The following is a 19,562-nucleotide window of genomic DNA, read 5'->3' on the forward strand; positions in this document are numbered from 1 at the left end:
TCAAGAGGCCATGAATACCCACACATCTAGCGAGGGATGATTTACTTTGCATGCAACCTGGCATTCAGCTGGTCTATGACTTCTGCCCAATCGGCATCTTTCAATATCTCTTCACGCAGAAATGCGGCCTGTGCGGGTGTCCAATAGGGCGCTTCAGCCAGCGAAATGTAACCCGCCAGATGGCTGTGCGTTTTAATAAAGCTTTCGATCTCGGCGTCGGTATTCGGCAAGCCGAGTTGGGCGAATAGATTATTCAGTGTGTGCAATGAAGATTCCATGAGGCTGACTCCTAAAGTCGTTAATTCAAAGTAATTCTTCCACGTGCTTTTTGATATTGGCTGCCAGTTTAGGTGTGGGCAAATCATTGGTATCCGTGCCAAATGGGTCTTCAATTTCTTCGGCAATCAGTTCCAGGCTGGCTAACACATAAAAAATAAACACCACGACAGGAATCACGTAATAGCCCAGGCTGAATACAAAGCCAAACGGCAGCGTCATCACGTAGAAGAAGATGAATTTCTTGATGAACGCGCTGTATGAATATGGGATAGGCGTATTCTTAATACGTTCGCACATGCCGCAGACTTCGGTGAATGATTTGAGCTCGTCGTTGATGATAAACAACTGGTCGCCGCTGATTTTGCCTGTGGCGTAGAGCTCGTTGGCTTTTTGAAACAGGCGCTGCGCGATCTGGTTGGGGTGATGTTCGTGGTGGTCGATTTCGAGATCCAGCCCTTCAAACAGCATTTTGCTGACTTCTTCATTCATCAAATGCTTGGACAGCACCGAGGCAAAGGTCGGGATGATTTTTTTGAAGAATTGCTTATCTTCTTCGTCCGTTAAAAAGGCTGACAGTTTAATCGCCAGGTTGCGGCTGTTGTTGACCAGTGTGCCCCAGGCTTTGCGGCCTTCCCACCAGCGGTCATAGGCGGTGTTGGTGCGGTAGGCCAGCAGCAATGACAACACAAAACCGACGGTGGTGTGGATTAAGGACAGGTTTTTCACATGGCTGCTGTCGGCCAGTTTCCAGTACTCGATTTCGAGGTAGGCGATGCCGCCTGCATAACATCCAATCAACAGCATCATGGGCATGAGCTGGCGGAAGGTGTCCGATTCGTGAAAGCGGAAGATGAAGGTAATCCAGTCTTTGGGGTTGTATTGAATCATGGTTTGTTGCCGGTTGAACACTGTCGGTCAGTTTAACATGGCGTGATCAAGCCGGCATGCCGAGCCTGATGACAGATAATACTGACAGCAATGTCAGAATGGATCGTCTTTTTTTGCCAACGGTGATTTTTATAAAATGTGGTTATTTTCCGGCCTCTCGCCCAGGCTGTGCAGCCCGTATTCATTATCTCTGGAGGGTGTTCATCATGAACTCTGCAAATTCCGCATTGCAATCTGACATTAGTATTGATCCGTTGCCTGGCATGGGGGCGATCCCACATGATGCGGGGGTGGCGTTCAGAGTATGGGCGCCGCATGCCGAGCAAGTGTCAGTGATTGGGTCTTTCAATGACTGGCAACCTGGCGTTGACCAGTGCGTGAGTGAGGGGAATGGTTACTGGTATGCCGATTTGGCGCATGCCAGGCCTGGCGATGAATACCAATATCATTTGATCAATGGCGAGCAGCAACTGCAACGTATAGACCCCTATGCCAGGGTAGTGACCAATTCTGCGGGCAATGCGGTAGTGCCTGCGCTGGATTTTTTTGATCAGCCGGGGTCTGATTTTCAAATGCCGCCATGGAACGAACTGGTGATTTACGAGCTGCACATCGGCACGTTTAACACTAAAGACGATACGGTAGGCACATTTGATACGGCGATTGAGCGGCTGCCGCACTTGCAGGCACTGGGTATTAACGCAGTGGAAGTGATGCCAATTGCCGAATTTGCCGGGGATTACTCGTGGGGGTATAACCCGGCGCACCCGTATGCGGTGGAGAGTGCTTATGGTGGGCCTGAGGCGTTCAAGCGCTTTATTGCTGCCGCGCATGATTTTGGCATCGCCGTGATTGTGGATGTGGTGTACAACCACTTTGGGCCGTCTGACATCAGCCTGTGGCAGTTTGATGGCTGGCAGGAGAGCGGCAAGGGCGGCATTTATTTTTATAACGATTGGCGCTCAGCGACGCCGTGGGGCGATACGCGACCCGATTATGGCCGTGGCGAGGTGCGTCAGTATATTTTTGATAATGCCATGATGTGGCTGGACGATTATCACGCCGATGGTTTGCGCTATGACATGACCTTGTATATTCGCAGTGTTGAGGCAAGCGCGCAGCAAATGATTGTGGAGGGCTGGAGCTTGCTGCAATGGATCAACAGCGAGGTGGAGCGGCGCTACCCTGGCAAAATCACCATTGCCGAAGACTTGCAAAGTAGCGCAGAACTGACGCTGAAGCATGAGGATGGCGGGGCGCATTTTAGCAGTCAGTGGGATGCCGCATTTGTGCACCCGGTGCGCGCGGCGCTGATTGAGGCTGATGATGCCAACCGTTGTATGCCAGCGGTGCGTGATGCCTTGCTCAAGCGTTATAACGATGATGCGTTTGAGCGCGTGGTATATACCGAGTCACACGACGAGGTGGCGAATGGCAAGCAGCGACTGGTGTCTGAGATCGACCACAGCGAGCAACCGGGGCGTTACGCTATCAAGCGTTCTTGCCTGGGGGCTGCGCTGGTAATGACGGCGCCAGGGATTCCCATGCTGTTTCAGGGCCAGGAATTTTTGCGTGACCAATGGTTTCGTGATGATCGCCCTATCGACTGGCATCGCGCAGAGGCATATGCGGATATCACCACCCTCTACCGTGATTTGATCAACCTGCGCTTAAACCGTAATGGGTATTCTGCGGGCCTGAGCGGGCAACACGCCGCGGTGTATCACGTCAATGATCATGACAAACTGATTGCCATGCACCGTTGGCAAGAAGGCGGTGCCGGTGACGATGTGGTTGTGGTATTTAACTTTGCCGAGGGGCGTAAGGACAACTATGTGATCGGCTTACCGCAGGCTGGCGAGTGGAGGTTGCGTTTTAATAGTGACGCGACTTTATATAGCGAGCAGCTGGATGAAACGCCTTCCGGCGATATCACGGCGCAGGACGAAGCACATGATGGGCACGCGTTTTCAGCCGCCATCACCATCGGGGCTTATAGTTGCCTGATATATACGCAGGAAAAGTAACGCTTTTGGTCTGCTGCATGATGTTAGCGCGCAGGTAAAGACCATTGGTGAAGAAATGTTGAGGGGATGTCCTGCCGGGGCGTGCCCTTTTAACAGCGCGGCATGGCGCTACGCGAGGTGGTGGCTGTATGACCTTGAGGCGCAGCATATGATGCTTGCCTCAAGGTCGGGACTCTTGGGATGTTATGGGATACCAATAATCTTGAGGTATTCCTCAAGGGTCAATGTGAGCGCTTGCAGCGAGTTATTCACCTCGTCGAGATGCGCATTACCGTTCAGGTGCAGTTGCTCTAATAACGCTTTGTGTTTTTCAACCGCGTCTAAATGTGCCTCCAGTTTTGCTTCTTTGAGTGCTTTTGTCATGGTCAGTCCCCTTCGCAAGATGTGTTTACTCTAACAGGCTTTGAGCGTGCATGTTTAGCCTATATCAAAGTCTTTCATGTTTGAGTGATGTGGGGCTGCAAAGTTTGCGGCCTATATACAGGCGATATTCGCCAGAACACGACACTCGACCAAGGCAAAAACATGTGTGGGTTGTTGCAAGGCTGTCTGCTGATTAAAATGACAGCATGTCTGCTGCATTAATTCAACAATACCTCCCTGGTTACCCCGCCCATTTACGTGCGCAAATTACGCAATTGCATGCGCAGGGGCAATTGGGCACTTATATTCAACAACGCTATCCGCAGGTGCATGTCGTTCAAAGTGATAAAGCTTTGTATGACTTTTGTATCGAGCTCAAACAGCGCTATTTAAAAAATGCGCCGCTACTTGATAAAGTGCATTTTGATAACAAGCTGACGGTTGAAAAGCAGACCTTGGGTTTAAACACGGCAATCTCGCGCGTGCAGGGTGGCAAGCTGAAGGCCAAGAAAGAAATCCGTATATCGGCATTTTTTAAAACGGCGCCGCTGGAGTTTTTGCAGATGATTGTGGTGCATGAGCTGGCGCACCTTAAAGAGCGGGATCATGACAAGGCGTTTTATCAGCTGTGTTTGCATATGGAACCCAACTATATGCAGTATGAGTTTGATTGTCGTGTGTATTTGTTGTCGCTGCTGTTAAGTCAAAGTGAGTAAACGCTTACGTATTGGCGGCAGCACTGATTAACTGTAGCAAGGCGTCACTTTCAATGGTCGGTTTGTTTACCAATAACCAGACCGCGGCAATTCTGTCTGCCTGCGCATAGGCGGGTGTAGCCAGTTCCTCGCCAAAAATGTCCGGGTCTATTTCTGTGTATTGATAGGTGCATCCTGCCATTTTGATACTCTGTTTAACGGCCTCGATGAACGGATCATGCCCGTGAATGATGGCGACCCCGCTATAAAGCATAAGGATGCCGCCCGGTGCCAGCCGGGTGAGTGCCGCCTCAACAATATCCAGTGACAGTTGTGCACCCAGCGGGCCGTGACCATGCCGGTAAGCGCGGGCGGATGGGTCGACCAGGTAAGGCGGGTTGGAAACTATCAGGTCAAACTCGCCAGGCAGGTCGTGCAGCAGGTCGCTGTGGTGGAACGCTACGTTGCTAATGCGATTGGCTTTGGCATTGATGGCGGCAAACGCCAGTGCCTTGGCATTGATATCTACGCCTATGCTCTCGGCATAAGGCAATGCTTCGGCCAGCAAAATGGCGCCGACACCCGCGCCAGTGCCAATATCGACACAGCGCCGTACTTTGCCTTGCAACGTCGACAGTGCACCATACATGGCATTGATAAAGCGATAGGTGTCCGGGCCGAAAAACACGGCATCGGCGGCGTCAGTCGGAAAGCCGGAATGTAAAAACAGCTTGTCTTGAATGCTTGAAACGCGCACTTGCGACTGCCAGCCTTGCGCCACTGGCCGCAAAATATTGGCTTCTTTCATGCGTGCAAATAGCGCTGCGTCTAGCGTTTCTTGCTTGAATGGCCGGTTCCAGCCGAAGATATCCTGAATGTTTTCTGCCCAGGCATTGCCCGACCGCTGGTTCACCAGATGATGGGTTGCCGGGGTTACCGTCACAAAGCTGTAGTGACGCTCATAGAGCGCCAGCAGTAACTGTTCTAATGGGGGATGGAGGTGTTTTTCCACGATGCCGTCCTTTAGAGGTGAGTGTTGGTAGCTTAACAGAATGTTACTTTCTGTTTAATCAGCGAATTCCTACATGACGCTCATACATCGTCTGATAGAGCGTTTGATCATATCTGCGTAACTTATGTGCTTTCTACTTGCTATTCCATCTGGCAGGTTAATGCATTGGAGACCGCAGCGATGTCAGTCATCAGCAAACAAATCGGGAAGCATCAGCAAACAGTCCAAGACTGGTCTGCCAAGTCTATGTACTTTTCACTGTTGGCGCCTTCCGGTTTTAGCAAGGGCCGGGCAGATAGCCTGGGTTTTCTGGCCGCCAATTTGCAGGAAACCAGCCATCATTTTACCAATGTGCCTACACATCCTGCGCAACTGGAGGCATGGTTGCTTGAGCAACATGCGGCAATCGGCCAACAGTACCAGGAGTATCTTGCCGCCAGAAAAGCCGGTGAGCCACGCTGGTATTTCAGTAGCAAATCGCACGCCTTGTATTTTCTGCGTGCAGTCGCGCCGACCAAGATGGTTGATGGGGCCTGGCTATATGGCTTTACGCGCCACTGGCAGGACACGCGCTTTACCTCCTTGTTAAAAATTTATCTGGAAGAGTTGGGCAATGGCGTTGAAGCCATGAATCATGTGGCGCTATACCGCAAACTGCTGAAAGTGAATGAGTGTGATGACTGGCGCACGCTGGACGACAAGTTTTTCACACAAGGCGCTGTGCAGCTGGCCTTGGCCGCAAATGTTGAAACACATCTGCCAGAAGTGATTGGTTTTAATCTGGGCTACGAGCAGTTGCCGCTACATTTGCTGATCACGGCATATGAACTCAAAGAGCTGAATATCGACCCCTATTACTTTACCTTGCATACCACCATTGATAACGCCCATAGCGGGCATGCCAGAGCGGCAATTGATGCCGTCAGCGAGGCGATGCCCACGTTTGGCTCCGTACAGAACTATATGGCGCGCATTGTGGCAGGGGTTAAATTAAATGACGCTGGCCTCGGTACGCTAGACCTGATCAAACATTTTGACCTGCTGGCTGAAGTGGTCCGCGTGCTGCAAAGCAAAGCCAGTATTGGCCAGTATATGCATGCCAACCATTGTGTGATTGGGGGTAAATCCATCAATGCGTGGCTGGCTGATGCCGACCAGGTGGCCAGGTTGTTATCGGTGATGGAAAAAACTGGCTGGATAACACGCCATCAAGACCCTGAACAGAGCCGTTTCTGGCAAATGATTACGGCGGATAAAGCGCCGATGTTCGGCGTATTCACTGCTTATGAGAGACAAGTGCTGTATGACTGGATTGCGGGTGAGGCGCTTGAGCGCTTGCCCCGACTGGCGCGATTAGGCGCACCTTGGCGGATGGCGGAGAAACCATCCCTGCCTAAGGCGCCTGAAGGCCATCCGCATGGCAATATTTACGACTTGCGCTCAGGTCGCCGTGTTGCCGAGGCATTGCAGGCGGATAATGACTTTCATCAGGACCAATTGTCACTGGAGCGCTATCTGCACGGTTTGGGGCAAAAGCGTATGGATTTCCTGATTGACTGGTTATCGCCTGCCAAGCACCATACGCCGCTGGGCTTGTGTGCGACACGTTATTTCAAGGCGTATGTCGATGCGCCATACGGGCAAACTGATGATTGATTAAAACGTGCCCGCCCAATACTGTTGAGAGGTTCTTCACCACTGGTGCTTCAAGGCTTAGCCAAATAAATCATCCAGCGGATTTTTGCCGCTGGCGCTTGCCTTGCTTGCGACGCGGCTGGCGGTGAATTCCTCTTCAATATTGTCGCGGTAGTAGCTCCACTGTGCGCTGGCATTTTTCAGGTTGCGCCAAATGCTGTCGCCGACATTGGCATATTCCAGCGCGCTGCCATTTTCGAGCTCTACTCTTAAGAGGCGCTTGCCTGCGTCGTAACCAATGGCGCGCAATTTGCCTGAGTGAGTGCTGATCATTTCCATGCCAGCCCCTTAGCAGCAACCACCTGTTTTACAGCCGCAAGATTTGCCCGCGGGTTTCAAGCCTTTGTGTTGCCAGGCGTTTAAAAAAGCCTCTTTACTCATGGGTTGAATATTGAGCGATTGCTGTAGTTCGTCATCAACGACTTGTGCCTGGTAATGTTGAAAATGTGCCAGGTATTTAGCGTAAGCGCGGTCTGCGCCACGCAGTTTCTGCCATTGTGTCCAGAGCCATTTTTTCAGTGTAAACATACAAACTCCTGCGTTTTTGCCATCACTGGCAGCATATTAAACTAATTCTGTCGCCAGTTTAATCTTCATGTCTGTTAGAGGCAGTTTGGCGCGCGGAGTTCAGGTCTTGCGTTCATGGCTTAGGCTCATGACTCAATGTCATAGCAGGCAGACTCAATGCGACGGATGGTGGCCGGAATGTCGCTGGCAGGTACCGGTTCCGAGAATAGAAAGCCTTGGGCGCCGTAACAGCCCAAGGCTTTGAGTTGTTGCACGCTCACGGCGGCATGGATGCCTTCGGCAATCACTTCTATGTGCAGATTTTTTGCCAACTCCAGTGTCGAGCATACGATGGCCAGGCTGGAGGCATCGTGGTGCATTTCGCGGATAAATTGCTGGTCGATTTTGAGATAGTGCAAAGACAGTTGTTGCAGATAAAGTAAGGAGCTGTAGCCGGTGCCATAATCATCAATACTGATTTTGATGCCGAGCGCGATCAGGTCTGACAGGAGTTTTTTGACGCGCCTGGGGTCAGCGAGCGCGCTCGACTCGGTAATTTCAACCTCTATGTGATTGGCAGGCATGGCATGCTTTTCCAGCGCTTGCGCTACCTCTTTCACCAGGTCAAAGTTCATCAGGTCGCGGGCGGTGACATTGACTGCAATAGTGAGGTCAAGCTGCTGTTGATGCCACAATTGCCACTGGCGGGTCGATTCATGTAACACCAGTTTAAACAGGGTATGAATGAGGTCAGTGTTTTCGATATGCGGCACAAACTCACCTGGCATAATCAGTCCGCGTAGCGGATGTTGCCAGCGCACCAGGGCTTCTACTCCGATCACCGTTTGCGTTTGCAAATGCACCTTGGGCTGGTAGTAGACCACAATTTGCCGGGCGTGTATGGCTTCCCGGAATTCACTGATAATCCAGCTTTTGTCTGCCGGTTTGTCGCGGATAGCCTGGTAGCATTCGACTTGAGACTGGTTTTCTTTTGCCCGTAAAAGTGCGCGCTCACTTTCGCGTTGCATATTAGAAAAATCGTGTTTGGTGAAAGAGTCTGCCATTGAGATGCCTATGCTGCAGCTGACTTTGGCAGTTAACCCATTGACAATAAAAGGTTGCTCCAGCAACTGGTGAATATGCCAGGCTTGCTGTTCTACGATGGCTTTTTCAGGCACGTTGAGCATGAGCACAATGAACTCGTCACCGTCGACACGGGCGAAGTGGTAGCCTTGCGCCTGGCTGTTGTGATGTAGTCGCTTGGCGACGGCTTTTAGAATCAGGTCACCCAGGCCAAAGCCGAAAATATTGTTAAAGGCTTTGAAACCATCGATATCCATGAGCAACATCGCGTTCATACTATGCGGCAGTACACGCGTGGAATACATGCTACTCTCAACCACTTGCTCAAGATAATTGCGGTTGGGGATGCCGGTCAGATAATCGGTGCGGTTTTGCTGTTCCAGTTGCTGCTTAACCTCAATGATATTTTGTAAGGTGGTACTGAGCTGATACCAGCCGATGATAAAGATAATGAAAAAGCCCAGCAAAATGCCGATGGTGGCAGGATGTAATGCCTGGAAATAGCGTAATAGCAGCGCGACCGGGAACAGCAAGGCCAGCGGTAATAGCATCGTCAAGATATGGTGGGCATGGCGATCGTCTTCACTGGCTCTGGGATGGCCGAGCTGCGCCATATCCGGGTGCAAGGCAACACTGCCAAAGCTGACATAGCCTATGAGCCAGCACATCAGGTTAATGTCATGCGGTACAGCCAGGCTATTGCTGGTGCCATGAAACACACATTCACCGACTGCAAAAAACAGAATGGCCAGGCAAAGCTGCAAAAATACCCGCGAGGCGTATGCGTTGCTACTGGTCCATAGCCATAGCAGCATGCCGAGTTCAATAAACGACAGTGAGGGATACAGCATGCGAAAAATCTGCGGCCGATCCAGCGAAAAACCATGATGCAGGATAGTAGGTAAAAACAGGAATTGCCAGCCGATGAGCATGAGGCTGGTGGCCAGGATCCAGCCCTGAAAAAAACCATGACGTGGAAATTGCGGGTGTTGCTGGCAGGCGAGTTGCCACAAGCTGCGCACCAACGCCAGGTGCCCTGTGAGCAGGCACACATCAGCCAGTGAAAGTTGCAGGCCAAAGTGTCCACTGGCATCGGTATTCGCTTCTATGAGTCCACCCAGGCATTGTGCGCTGATAGCGACCGCAAATTGCAACCATGGTTGGCATGGTTGCGGGCGCTGTCGCCAAATGCCCAGCCAGATGGCACTCACGCTGAGGATGGCAATCAGAAAAAACCAGCTATCCCTGAGTCCGAACCGACTAACAAGCGGCAGGCAAGCTGTGGCGACCAGCCCAGCCAGCCAAAAGACTTTCCAGGGCGGCGTCATGCGTGCTGCCAATGAAATAACGGCTGAAATATGATGACTCCATTGCATGGCTGTACTTCACATAAGCAGATCGAAGCGCCATTAAACACTGCTTTAATAACATATGTAAATATATGTTTTATTGGCGGGTGCTTAAAAGTGATTTCAGATGGGGTGAACCAGTCGTTAAATTGCTTTTACGTGATTTAATGAAACGTCTGCGGATGTTTTCTATTACACTCATCCAGCGTCTCTAAGTCACGCAGTGACAGCGTCATCTCATTTGATTTTTTGTATTCGAAAGTGTTTTCTTGTTGGCCTTGCGCGCATACAAGAGCATCCATATTTATGTCCAACGCGTTTTATTTCAATCTGATTCTATTTTTTCTGGTGGCGATTATTGCGCTAGAAGTGTTGGCCAAAAAGCTACGTTGGCCACCTGCCGTGGCGCAGTTAATCGGTGGCGCACTGATCGCCTTTATCCCCGGTTTGCCTGCGTTTGAGATTGATCCTGCGCTGGTGTTAGTGGTTTTCTTGCCACCACTACTGATGGCGGGCGCTTATTTCACGGTGTGGCATGAATTCAGGCGCCACCTGGTGGGGATTTTGCTGCTGGCGATAGGCGCGGTGCTATTTACCACCCTGGTGGTTGGGCTGGCACTGCATAGTTTGACGCCGGCCCTGCCGTGGGCTGCCTGTTTTGCCTTAGGCGCCATTGTGTCACCACCGGATGCCATCGCCGCCAAGGCCGTGCTGCAACGGGTGGCCTTGCCACGCAAATTGCTGGTGTTGCTCGAGGGTGAAAGCCTGCTCAATGATGCAACCGGCCTGGTGTTATACAAGTTTTCGATTGTGGCTATGCTGACTGGTGTGTTCTCCATGGCGGGGGCGGTTGAGGGGTTCGCCTGGCTCAGCATCGGCGGCATCCTGCTGGGCGCCGCGTTTGGCTACCTGGTCTATAAAACCTTGCGCTATTTGCATGACACCGAGCTCATGATTCTCGCCTCTGCCTTACCGGGCTGGATTTGTTATGTGGTGGGTGAACATATCGGTGTTTCGGGCGTCATCGCGACCGTTACCTACGGCATGATGCTGGGCTGGCACCAGCATGAAATCATGACGGCCACCGCCAGACGTCGCGGTGCCGCGTTTTGGGAAATCATGATTTTTGTCTTTGAGTCGTTGGTGTTTATCCTCATAGGCCTCTCCTTGCGCGGCGTGTGGGATCGCATTGCCGACGGCAGCAAATCAATTGCTGATTACAGTCTGGAGGTGTTGCTGGTGCTGGTGGTGGTGATTGTGTCGCGCTTTGTCTGGGTGTTTGCCGTCGATGGGCTGGCTGGATTATTCAGCAAACACGCAAGGTCTGCCTCAGGCGGTTGGCGTGAATCATTTGTGACCAGTTGGGCCGGCATGCGCGGCGTGGTGACACTGGCGGCCGCGCTGGCGGTGCCTGCCGAGGTGCCGGGGCGCGATTTGATGCTGCTGTGTGCGTTTGCCGTGATTTTAGTCACCGTATTGTTTCAGGGTACCAGCATCGGCTGGGTGATACGCGTGCTCAAGTTAAAAGCCACCGCGCATGAGCGCACTTACCTCAACGAGCCGCAAACCTGGGCGCGTATTGAACAGGCGCAATATGCAGTGGTCAACAAGCTGGCTTATGACGAACAAGGCAAGCTACAGCATCCACGATTACTCGAGCAATATGGTTATCGCCAAAGCTTGTCAGACAAACACAAAAATGACGCCATGTTGCCAGACGATATCCGTAAAGCGCATTTTAATGTGGTGCTGGCCGCAGTGGCCGCCGGGCGTGAGGAGTTGCTGAAGCTGCATCGTTCCGGACAGATTCATGATGAACTATTGCATATGATGGAGCGTGATCTGGATATCCAGGAAATAGCAGCATTGCATAGCCGGGGATAAGGCAACGCTGTCCACATTTTTTGTGGATAACTTTTCAGATGTGTTGTGGGTGAGTGCTGTAACTGCATGATTTAATGACTAAAAACAGGGATGATTAAAATCTGTACGCTGAAAATAATTAGCAAAAATCCTTGCTGCAGGCTATTTTTTGTGTATTGCCAGCCAGAGGTCGTCGGCGTAGCATAGGCTGATCACTGTTGCAAATAAGGAGTCCATGATGAAACGACTGTTTTATATTGATTATCCGCAAGAGCATTATGAAGGACAGGCGCATCGTTATCGTTGCGCGTTTTGCAAGCAGGAAACCACCAAAATCAATGGCCGACTGGAAGGGCATTTACCAAATTGCGATTATCGCGTGGTGCTTGAAAAAGCAGGGTTTGAATGCAACCGCCAGGTAGCTGTGGCACATGAAGATACGGCAGACGAAGAAGATTAATTCGCCACGATAGCCAGATCATCGCATCACTTTTAACGACCGGGTCACCGTATGAGCACATTTACCCCCTTGCAATCACTGATTGGCGGCTTGCTGATTGGCTTTTCTACCTTGCTGTTAATCCGCTGGCTGGGGCAGATTGCCGGTATCAGCGGCATCGTCGGTCAGCTGTGGTCGGCGGCTGCCGGTGATCGTGCCTGGCGTTTTGCCTTTGTTGCAGGTCTGCTGGTGGCACCACTCTTGTATGCCCTAGTTACGCCATTGCCCGCCATGCAGATTGCTACCAGTACGCCCTGGTTAATTGCGTCAGGCCTGCTGGTGGGTTTTGGCACTCGGCTGGGGTCTGGCTGCACCAGTGGTCATGGCGTGTGTGGCTTATCGCGCTTATCGTTACGCTCGCTGGTGGCGACGTTGACGTTTATGCTGACAGCGATGCTGGTGGTATGGCTGGTACGCCATGTGCTGGTGGCAGGATAGGAGCGCATGATGGTGATGTTGATTGCATTGTTCGCTGGCGTGATTTTTGGCCTGGGCTTGATTGTAGGCGGGATGACTAACCCGGCCAAGGTATTAGCATTTTTGGATATTAGTGGTGATTGGGATCCCTCACTGGCGTTTGTGATGCTGGGGGCGATTGCCGTTGGCTTTTTCGCGTTTAAAACTGCGGCCAAACAGTCGCGCAGTCTGTTGGGCTTGCCTATGCAATTGCCTGCCAGCCATCTGATTGATCGCAAATTAGTCATAGGGGCATTACTGTTTGGGGTCGGCTGGGGCCTGGCTGGTTTTTGCCCCGGCCCGGCGGTTGCCTCGATATTGGTTGGCGGTGCTGCGGTGTGGATATTTGTCGCCAGCATGCTGGCGGGCATGGCGCTACATACGCTGGCCGTGCGCCGCGGCTGGCTTTAATCTCTTCTTTTCTTGCGCCATCGTGCGTGCGACCCATACTTGGTCATTTGGCAGGCAGTCATGCCTCTTTTTACGGATGCTAGTCGTGTCATTTTCCCTGAGCATCAGTCAGCGCGTTGGTGCCGCCTTGATTTCTCATAAAGATATTTCTTAGGAGCCGGCACATGATTTTTCAACAGCTTTTTGAAGCAGAGAGTTGCACATATACCTATCTGCTAGCGTGTGAGCAAAGCAGGCAGGCGGTGTTAATTGACCCGGTTGAAAGTGAGGTCGCGCGCTATATTGAGGTTTTGCATACCCAGGAATTAACGCTGGCCTATACGCTAGAAACCCATGTGCATGCCGATCATGTGACCGGGGCAGATGCGCTACGCCAGCGCTTGGGCAGTCAAAGCGTCGTTCACCGTGACGCGGGGGTGCTGTGTGGAGATTTGCTGGTCACCGATGGCATGCACTTGCATGTCGGCTCACTGGATATTGAAGTGCGCTCCACACCTGGCCATACCAGCGGTTGCGTGAGTTACTACCTGGGTGACCGTATTTTTACTGGCGATGCTTTGCTGATTAATGGCTGTGGCCGCACCGACTTTCAGCAGGGCGATGCAGGACAGTTATACGACAGCGTGCATCGTGAAATTTTCAGCTTGCCAGAGGCAACCCTGATTTATCCGGGCCATGATTACCACGGCCAAACGGTATCCACGGTGGGTAAAGAAAAAAAGGACAATCCGCGCCTGGGTGGCCAAATTTCACGTGCGGCGTTCGTGGCGCTGATGGCTAACCTGAAGCTGGGGTATCCAGCACAAATGGCGGTGGCACTGCCAGCCAACCAGGCGTGCGGCAGGCTGGCGGTTAATCAGTCGTCATAAGTTTGAAGCATTAAATCTGCAGGCAGATTTTGCCAAAGTGCTGGTTGGTTTCCTGGTATTGAAACGCCTGCACGATTTCTTCTACCGCAAATACTTTATCTATCACCGGTTGCATGCCGTTGCCATCAATCGCTTTCACCATGGCTTGTTGCTGCGCACGATTCCCTACCAGCACGCCTTGCAGGCGTAATTGCTTAATCAGAGCAGTCACCAGCGGAAAGTCGCCTGCCAGGCCGGTCAGAATGCCGATGACAGACACATGACCGCCGACGCGCGCCGCCAGCATAGACTGTTCCAGTGTCGCTGGGCCACCGACCTCCACCACGTGGTCGACGCCTTGCCCGCCAGACATGTCGCGTGCGAGCGTGCCCCATTGCGGCGTGGTTTTGTAATTGATCACATGGTCTGCGCCTAAGGCCTTGAGCTTTTCCAGCTTGGCCTCGCTGGATGAGGTAGCGATCACGGTCGCCCCGGCCAGTTTGGCAAATTGCAGCGCAAAAATAGACACGCCGCCTGTGCCTTGCACTAGTACGGTATCGCCCGGTTTCAGGTGGTCATCTGCCATCAGGGCCCGCCATGCGGTAAGGGCCGCAGTCGTCAGGGTGGAGGATGCCAGATGGCTCCAGCCTTTGGGGGCTAGGGTAAAGGATGCTACCGATGCGGTGACCAGCTCGCGGGCGTAACCATCAATGCCATCACCCGGCACGCTGGCAAAGCCTTCAACCAGTGGCTCACCTGATTGCCAGGTGGGAAAGAAGGTGCTGACTACAGCATCTCCTATTTTAAATTCAGTGACGTCTGCGCCTACGGCAATCACTTCCCCGGCGCCGTCGGCCATCGGAATGCGTGGCTCAGTCGGCCCCCACATGCCGCTAACCACGGCAAAATCATGATAGTTCAGCGAGTTGGCATGTAGCCTGACCGTGATCTCGCCTGCTTTGGGGGCGGCCGCTTCACGGTTGCCTATAGTCACGTTTTGGTAGCCGCCGCCGGGTTGCACAATGATGGCTTTGCTCATTGTTGGTCTCCTCAATGAATGTGATGATTATCATCATCGGATGCGTGTGATAGTTGGATTGTGCCGTGTTGTGATGACGATGTAAATTCTCAGCCCCTTCGTTATATACGGCCTTATATAGCGTGCCTGTAGATAAAATTTAACATCGTTAAATTTCCTGTTTTATCGTGCATGAAACACACATACATACAGATGTGTATGTTAGTATATTTTTTACCATAGCCAACGTTCAGATTGGTTTAACCACCAGGCACAACAGATATTCACAAGGAACCTACCCGATGAAACTAAATATCAATGGCAAAGAGACCGATCTCAATGTGAGTGACGATATGCCCATATTATGGGCGATTCGCGATGTGGCTGGCATGACTGGCACCAAGTTCGGCTGTGGCATGGCGCAATGTGGTGCCTGTACCGTGCATCTGGATGGCCAGGCCATCCGCTCGTGCGTGACGCCGGTGAGTGCCGCGGTAGGCAAAAAAATTACCACTATTGAAGCCATGCAGGAAGACAAAGTCGGCCAGGCTGTACAGGCCGCCTGGCAGCAGATTGATGTGGTGCAGTGCGGGTATTGCCAGTCTGGCCAGATCATGTCGGCGACCTCATTACTCAAACAAAACCCCAAGCCCAGCGATGCCGATATCGACGCCGCCATGAGTGGCAATATCTGCCGTTGTGGCACTTATCAACGTATCCGCACAGCGATTCATGAAGCTGCTGCCAAACTGGCCTAAGGAGAGACACCATGAACGATATGATTAATCTCTCGCGCCGCAGTTTTATTAAAAGTACCGCGCTGGTGGCTGGTGGTTTAGTGGTGGCCTTTAGTATCCCGCAAGCCAAACGGTTTATGGGGGTGGCTAATGCCGCTGAAGCGATGCCTTTGCCTGCGCCAAATGCCTTTTTGCGCATAGGTGCCGATGACAGTATTACGGTGATGCTGGCACACAGTGAAATGGGGCAGGGCGTGTGGACGACGCTACCGATGCTGATCGCCGATGAGCTGGATGCAGACTGGAGCAAGGTGAAGGTCGAGCATGCACCTGCCGCACCGGCCTATATTCATACCGCTTACGGCATACAGATTACCGGTGGTTCTTCGACCACCTGGTCAGAGTTTGACCGTTACCGCCAGGCTGGTGCCTTAACGCGTGCCTTGTTGTTGCAGGCGGCAGCCAAGCAGTGGAATGTGCCTGTCGCAGGCTTGCGTACCGAAAACGGTGCGGTGATCAACGGCAAGAAAAAATTGACCTATGGCCAGTTGGTTGAGACGGCCAGCCAGCTGGAAACGCCGACCACTGTGACCTTGAAAAAACCGGAACAATGGAAGTTTATTGGCAAGGCTACCAAACGCTTGGACAGCGCGGAAAAAATCAATGGCACCGCCAAATTTGGCCAGGATGTGCAGTTTGATGGCTTGAAAGTGGCCATGGTAGCGCGCTCACCGGTATTTGGCACCAAGCTGAAAAGCGTAGATGATAGCGCGGCACGCCAGGTACCAGGTGTGATTAAAGTGGTGAAAGTGCCAACAGGTGTAGCGGTGATTGCCGAACATTACTGGGCGGCCAAACAAGGCCGCGAAGCGCTCAAGTTGGCGTGGGACCTGGATGGGCATGACAAACCGGATTCTGCGGCACTATTGAAACAGTATCAGGCCCTGGCACAACAGCCAGGTGTGCAAGCGGCGAAGGCGGGCGATATCGCCAGTGCCAGCAAACAGGCCAAGCAGACCATCAGTGCCGAGTATGTGTTGCCGTATTTGTCACATGCGCCGATGGAACCACTCAATTGCGCGGTCAAAATTTCAGATCAAGGCTGCGACATCTGGACCGGTACACAGATGCAAACCACCGACCAGGCTGCTGCTGCCAAAATTCTGGGGTTGAAACCTGATCAGGTAAAAATTCATACCCAGTTCCTCGGTGGTGGTTTCGGCCGCCGTGCTAATCCGCGCGCCGATTTTGTGTCTGAGGCGGTAGAAGTGGCCAAAGCGGCTGGCTTGCCAGTGAAAACTGTCTGGAGCCGTGAGGATGATGTCAAAGGTGGTTTTTACCGGCCTATGTTTGTGCACCGCGCGACCGTGGCGCTGGATCAACAAGGTAAGCCATTGGCCTGGCAACAGACGCTGATCGGGCAGTCCATCATTAAAGGCACGCCGTTCGAAGGCGTGATGATTAAGGATGGCATTGATGCGACTTCTGTAGAAGGCGTGGCCGATTCACCTTATGTCAAAGGGACGGCTAACCACCAGGTGCATCTGCATTCGGTGCAAAGCGATGTGCCGGTGTTGTGGTGGCGCTCGGTCGGTCATAGCCATTCCGGTTTTGTCATGGAAAGCCTGGTTGACGAACTGGCACATGCCAGTAAGCAGGATCCGTTGACATATAGACGCCAATTGCTGAAAGATCATCCGCGCCATTTGGCCGCCCTGAACCTGGCGGCCGATAAAGCGGGTTGGGGCAAACCATTGCCGTCTGGTGTGTTCCGCGGCATTGCCGTACACGAATCTTTTGGCAGCTATGTGGCGCAAGTAGCCGAGGTTTCTGTGAACGAGGGCGAAGTCAAAGTGCACCGCGTAGTGGTCGCCATTGATTGCGGCCTGGCGGTGAACCCGGATGGTGTCAAAGCGCAAATGGAGTCCTCAGTGGCTTATGCGCTGGGTGCAGCATTGAGTAGCGAAATCAGTTTTAAAGACGGGCAAGTGGTGCAGTCTAACTTCCATGACTACCAGGTATTGCGCATGAAAGACATGCCTAAGGTGGACGTGCATATCGTCGCGAGCAAAGAAAAAATGGGCGGCGTTGGTGAGCCTGGCGTGCCGCCATTAGCGCCTGCTGTCGCCAATGCAGTATTTGCGGCAACCGGTAAGCGCATCCGTCGTTTACCCATAGGCGACCAACTGGCTTAAGTCTATGCAATCGTCAGATTGGGAAGTACTGCAACGCGCCAGTGACTGGCTGCAACAAGGTTATCGTGCGCATCTGTTTACCGTGATCCAGACCTGGGGCTCGGCACCGCGTTTGCCGGGTGCCATCCTGGTGGTGCGTGAAGATGGTCATCTGGTCGGTTCAGTATCGGGCGGTTGTATTGAAGATGACCTGGCTGATAAAGCGCGGCAGCAGCGGTTGCCCACACGGCCAGCCATTCTTGAATACGGCATTCACCAGGACGAAGCGCAGCGTTTTGGGATTCCCTGTGGCGGGCAACTGAAGATTTTTGCCGAGCCGCTCACACAGGCAGCGCAACTGGCACCCATGCTGGAAAGTTTGTCGCAACGGCGTTTGCTAAAGCGTTCAGTCAACCTGCATAGCGGCGAGGTGCGCCATCAGCGTGTGCTGCCAGAAGGCCTGCCGTATCTGGACAAAGACTGGTTCCACAGCTACTTTGGCCCGCAATGGCGCCTGCTGGTGATAGGCGCCAACCAGTTAGGCTCGGTATTGGCAGCCATGGCACAAGCGCTGGATTTTAATGTCATGATTTGCGACCCGCGTGAAGACATGCGTGCAGAGTGGCATGTGGACGGCGCCGAGTGGCTGGCGGGTATGCCGGACGATGTGGTGCTCGACATTGCGCCTGATCCACACACAGCCATTGTGGCAGTGACGCATGACCCCAAACTGGATGATATGGCCTTGCTCGAAGCCTTGAAGTCAGATGCGTTTTATATCGGTGCGCTGGGCTCAGTGAAAAACCAGGAAAAACGCAAACAGCGCCTGCGCAGTTTTGACCTCAGCGAACAAGAGGTCAACCGCCTGCATGGCCCGGTCGGCTTGCGCATCGGTAGCCGTACTCCGGCCGAAATTGCAGTGTCTATTTTGGCTGAGTTGATTCAGGCGCGTGCGCAACTGCAACAGGCTGGATTGTCGAAAACAGACAGCAATCTTGCCGCTGCCTGAATCAGGCCAGGTCTGCCGGCGTATCAATATCTCTTAAAATACCAGCGTCCTGGCATTCAAATCGTAAAATCTCGGACTGATGCGCGCGCAAGACATCACGCGCGCCTTGATCGCCTTCGATGGCAAGCAAGTCTGGTATCAAATCGCTGCGAAAGCCCACCGGGTGCCCGGGCTGGCCGTGGTACATAGGCTGCACAATACGCGCCTGTATTAACTGTTGCGCGACCTGCTGTATTGTTCCGGTTTGAATGAACGGCATATCCGCGAGCGCAATCACCAGCCCTGTCATGGCTGGAAAAGCGGCTTGTGTCGCCATCAGGCCCAATTTCAAACTGTCCGACATCTGTTGATGTTGGTCCTCGCACTCAATGACTTTAAATCCAAGCGATGTGAGTTGGTTGCCCAGCGTGGGTTGGTTGGCGCGTATGACGGCAACACTCCCTGGCAGCGCGGCAATCAATGCTTGCGCCGCCCTCAGTGCGACCAGTTGTCCGTCTGCCAGCGGTTGTAATAGCTTGTTTTGCGGGCCAAACCGGCGTGAAAAGCCGCCTGCCAGCAGGATGCCTGCGATGAGTGGTGGGCGAGGATCAGGATGCACCATTTGTCTGCTATCGATAATGTTTCAGGGTTGGTCAACAACATGTTTAAT

At 52.6% G+C, this 19,562-nt stretch carries 20 protein-coding genes; 11 read left to right on the forward strand and 9 right to left on the reverse strand.

Annotation, left to right across the window (positions count from 1 at the left end; translation table 11 throughout):
- Nucleotides 1–41 precede the first annotated feature (41 nt).
- Together OH31_RS08335 and OH31_RS08340 are read right to left on the reverse strand one after the other, a co-directional pair.
- Entirely contained in the window at nt 42–278 is a 237-nt protein-coding gene (locus OH31_RS08335; RefSeq protein WP_024930369.1) for a DUF2789 domain-containing protein, read from the reverse strand.
- Between the two features lie 25 nt (nt 279–303).
- Nucleotides 304–1,167, reverse strand: a complete 864-nt coding sequence (locus tag OH31_RS08340) for a bestrophin family protein (protein ID WP_024930370.1) — start codon at nt 1,165–1,167, stop codon at nt 304–306.
- Nucleotides 1,168–1,373: 206 nt separating this feature from the next.
- On the opposite strand from OH31_RS08340, the gene OH31_RS08345 reads away from it, so the two are divergent.
- Entirely contained in the window at nt 1,374–3,194 is a 1,821-nt protein-coding gene (locus OH31_RS08345; RefSeq protein ID WP_024930371.1) for an alpha-amylase family glycosyl hydrolase, read from the forward strand.
- Nucleotides 3,195–3,377: 183 nt separating this feature from the next.
- Here OH31_RS08345 and OH31_RS08350 read toward each other — a convergent pair whose 3' ends face one another.
- Entirely contained in the window at nt 3,378–3,557 is a 180-nt protein-coding gene (locus OH31_RS08350; RefSeq protein ID WP_024930372.1) for a hypothetical protein, read from the reverse strand.
- A gap of 206 nt (nt 3,558–3,763) precedes the next feature.
- On the opposite strand from OH31_RS08350, the gene OH31_RS08355 reads away from it, so the two are divergent.
- Entirely contained in the window at nt 3,764–4,273 is a 510-nt protein-coding gene (locus OH31_RS08355; protein WP_024930373.1) for a YgjP-like metallopeptidase domain-containing protein, read from the forward strand.
- A 4-nt stretch (nt 4,274–4,277) separates the two neighbouring features.
- Here the strand turns inward: OH31_RS08355 and OH31_RS08360 are convergent, their stop codons facing one another.
- Nucleotides 4,278–5,264 (reverse strand): class I SAM-dependent methyltransferase, encoded by a 987-nt coding sequence (locus OH31_RS08360; protein ID WP_024930374.1) that lies wholly within the window; start codon nt 5,262–5,264, stop codon nt 4,278–4,280.
- 180 nt (nt 5,265–5,444) lie between these two features.
- Between OH31_RS08360 and OH31_RS08365 the strand changes: the two genes are divergently transcribed.
- The gene (locus OH31_RS08365) at nt 5,445–6,920 is read left to right on the forward strand and encodes an iron-containing redox enzyme family protein (protein ID WP_024930375.1); all 1,476 of its coding nucleotides are present in this window, start codon (nt 5,445–5,447) and stop codon (nt 6,918–6,920) included.
- Nucleotides 6,921–6,977: 57 nt separating this feature from the next.
- Here the strand turns inward: OH31_RS08365 and OH31_RS08370 are convergent, their stop codons facing one another.
- From OH31_RS08370 to OH31_RS08380, 3 genes are all read right to left on the reverse strand, one after another.
- A complete protein-coding gene (locus OH31_RS08370; protein WP_024930376.1) occupies nt 6,978–7,238 on the reverse strand; it encodes a KTSC domain-containing protein in 261 nt (86 codons plus the stop codon).
- A 9-nt stretch (nt 7,239–7,247) separates the two neighbouring features.
- Nucleotides 7,248–7,487, reverse strand: a complete 240-nt coding sequence (locus OH31_RS08375; RefSeq protein WP_019881058.1) for a hypothetical protein — start codon at nt 7,485–7,487, stop codon at nt 7,248–7,250.
- A gap of 125 nt (nt 7,488–7,612) precedes the next feature.
- The gene (locus tag OH31_RS08380) at nt 7,613–9,925 is read right to left on the reverse strand and encodes a bifunctional diguanylate cyclase/phosphodiesterase (RefSeq protein WP_024930377.1); all 2,313 of its coding nucleotides are present in this window, start codon (nt 9,923–9,925) and stop codon (nt 7,613–7,615) included.
- A gap of 279 nt (nt 9,926–10,204) precedes the next feature.
- Here OH31_RS08380 and OH31_RS08390 point away from each other — a divergent pair, with 279 nt between their 5' ends.
- The 5 genes from OH31_RS08390 (at nt 10,205) to OH31_RS08410 (ending at nt 13,996) form a co-directional block, all read left to right on the forward strand.
- Nucleotides 10,205–11,782 carry a Na+/H+ antiporter gene (locus tag OH31_RS08390; protein ID WP_024930378.1) on the forward strand — a complete coding sequence of 526 codons (1,578 nt, stop codon included), beginning with the start codon at nt 10,205–10,207 and terminating at the stop codon, nt 11,780–11,782.
- Nucleotides 11,783–11,999: 217 nt separating this feature from the next.
- Entirely contained in the window at nt 12,000–12,221 is a 222-nt protein-coding gene (locus OH31_RS08395) for a hypothetical protein (protein ID WP_024930379.1), read from the forward strand.
- Between the two features lie 51 nt (nt 12,222–12,272).
- Nucleotides 12,273–12,698, forward strand: a complete 426-nt coding sequence (locus OH31_RS08400) for a YeeE/YedE family protein (protein WP_024930380.1) — start codon at nt 12,273–12,275, stop codon at nt 12,696–12,698.
- Between the two features lie 9 nt (nt 12,699–12,707).
- Nucleotides 12,708–13,127 carry a DUF6691 family protein gene (locus OH31_RS08405; protein ID WP_024930381.1) on the forward strand — a complete coding sequence of 140 codons (420 nt, stop codon included), beginning with the start codon at nt 12,708–12,710 and terminating at the stop codon, nt 13,125–13,127.
- Nucleotides 13,128–13,291: 164 nt separating this feature from the next.
- On the forward strand, nt 13,292–13,996 hold the full coding sequence (locus OH31_RS08410) for an MBL fold metallo-hydrolase (protein ID WP_024930382.1): 705 nt from the start codon (nt 13,292–13,294) through the stop codon (nt 13,994–13,996).
- Between the two features lie 10 nt (nt 13,997–14,006).
- Here OH31_RS08410 and OH31_RS08415 read toward each other — a convergent pair whose 3' ends face one another.
- The gene (locus OH31_RS08415) at nt 14,007–15,014 is read right to left on the reverse strand and encodes an NAD(P)-dependent alcohol dehydrogenase (RefSeq protein WP_024930383.1); all 1,008 of its coding nucleotides are present in this window, start codon (nt 15,012–15,014) and stop codon (nt 14,007–14,009) included.
- Between the two features lie 281 nt (nt 15,015–15,295).
- Here OH31_RS08415 and OH31_RS08420 point away from each other — a divergent pair, with 281 nt between their 5' ends.
- Genes OH31_RS08420 through OH31_RS08430 form a run of 3 tightly spaced genes read left to right on the forward strand, consistent with a single transcriptional unit; the run spans nt 15,296 to nt 18,913 of the window.
- Nucleotides 15,296–15,751: a (2Fe-2S)-binding protein gene (locus tag OH31_RS08420; RefSeq protein ID WP_024930384.1), complete on the forward strand. Its 456-nt coding sequence runs from the start codon at nt 15,296–15,298 to the stop codon at nt 15,749–15,751.
- Between the two features lie 11 nt (nt 15,752–15,762).
- Nucleotides 15,763–17,925 (forward strand): xanthine dehydrogenase family protein molybdopterin-binding subunit, encoded by a 2,163-nt coding sequence (locus OH31_RS08425; protein WP_024930385.1) that lies wholly within the window; start codon nt 15,763–15,765, stop codon nt 17,923–17,925.
- A 4-nt stretch (nt 17,926–17,929) separates the two neighbouring features.
- On the forward strand, nt 17,930–18,913 hold the full coding sequence (locus tag OH31_RS08430) for an XdhC family protein (RefSeq protein ID WP_024930386.1): 984 nt from the start codon (nt 17,930–17,932) through the stop codon (nt 18,911–18,913).
- Nucleotide 18,914: 1 nt separating this feature from the next.
- Here the strand turns inward: OH31_RS08430 and OH31_RS08435 are convergent, their stop codons facing one another.
- Nucleotides 18,915–19,514 (reverse strand): NTP transferase domain-containing protein, encoded by a 600-nt coding sequence (locus tag OH31_RS08435; protein WP_036298932.1) that lies wholly within the window; start codon nt 19,512–19,514, stop codon nt 18,915–18,917.
- Nucleotides 19,515–19,562: the final 48 nt, after the last annotated feature.

Origin of the sequence: Methylophilus sp. OH31, from assembly GCF_000576615.1 — a bacterium.
In the GTDB taxonomy this organism is placed as follows: domain Bacteria; phylum Pseudomonadota; class Gammaproteobacteria; order Burkholderiales; family Methylophilaceae; genus Methylophilus.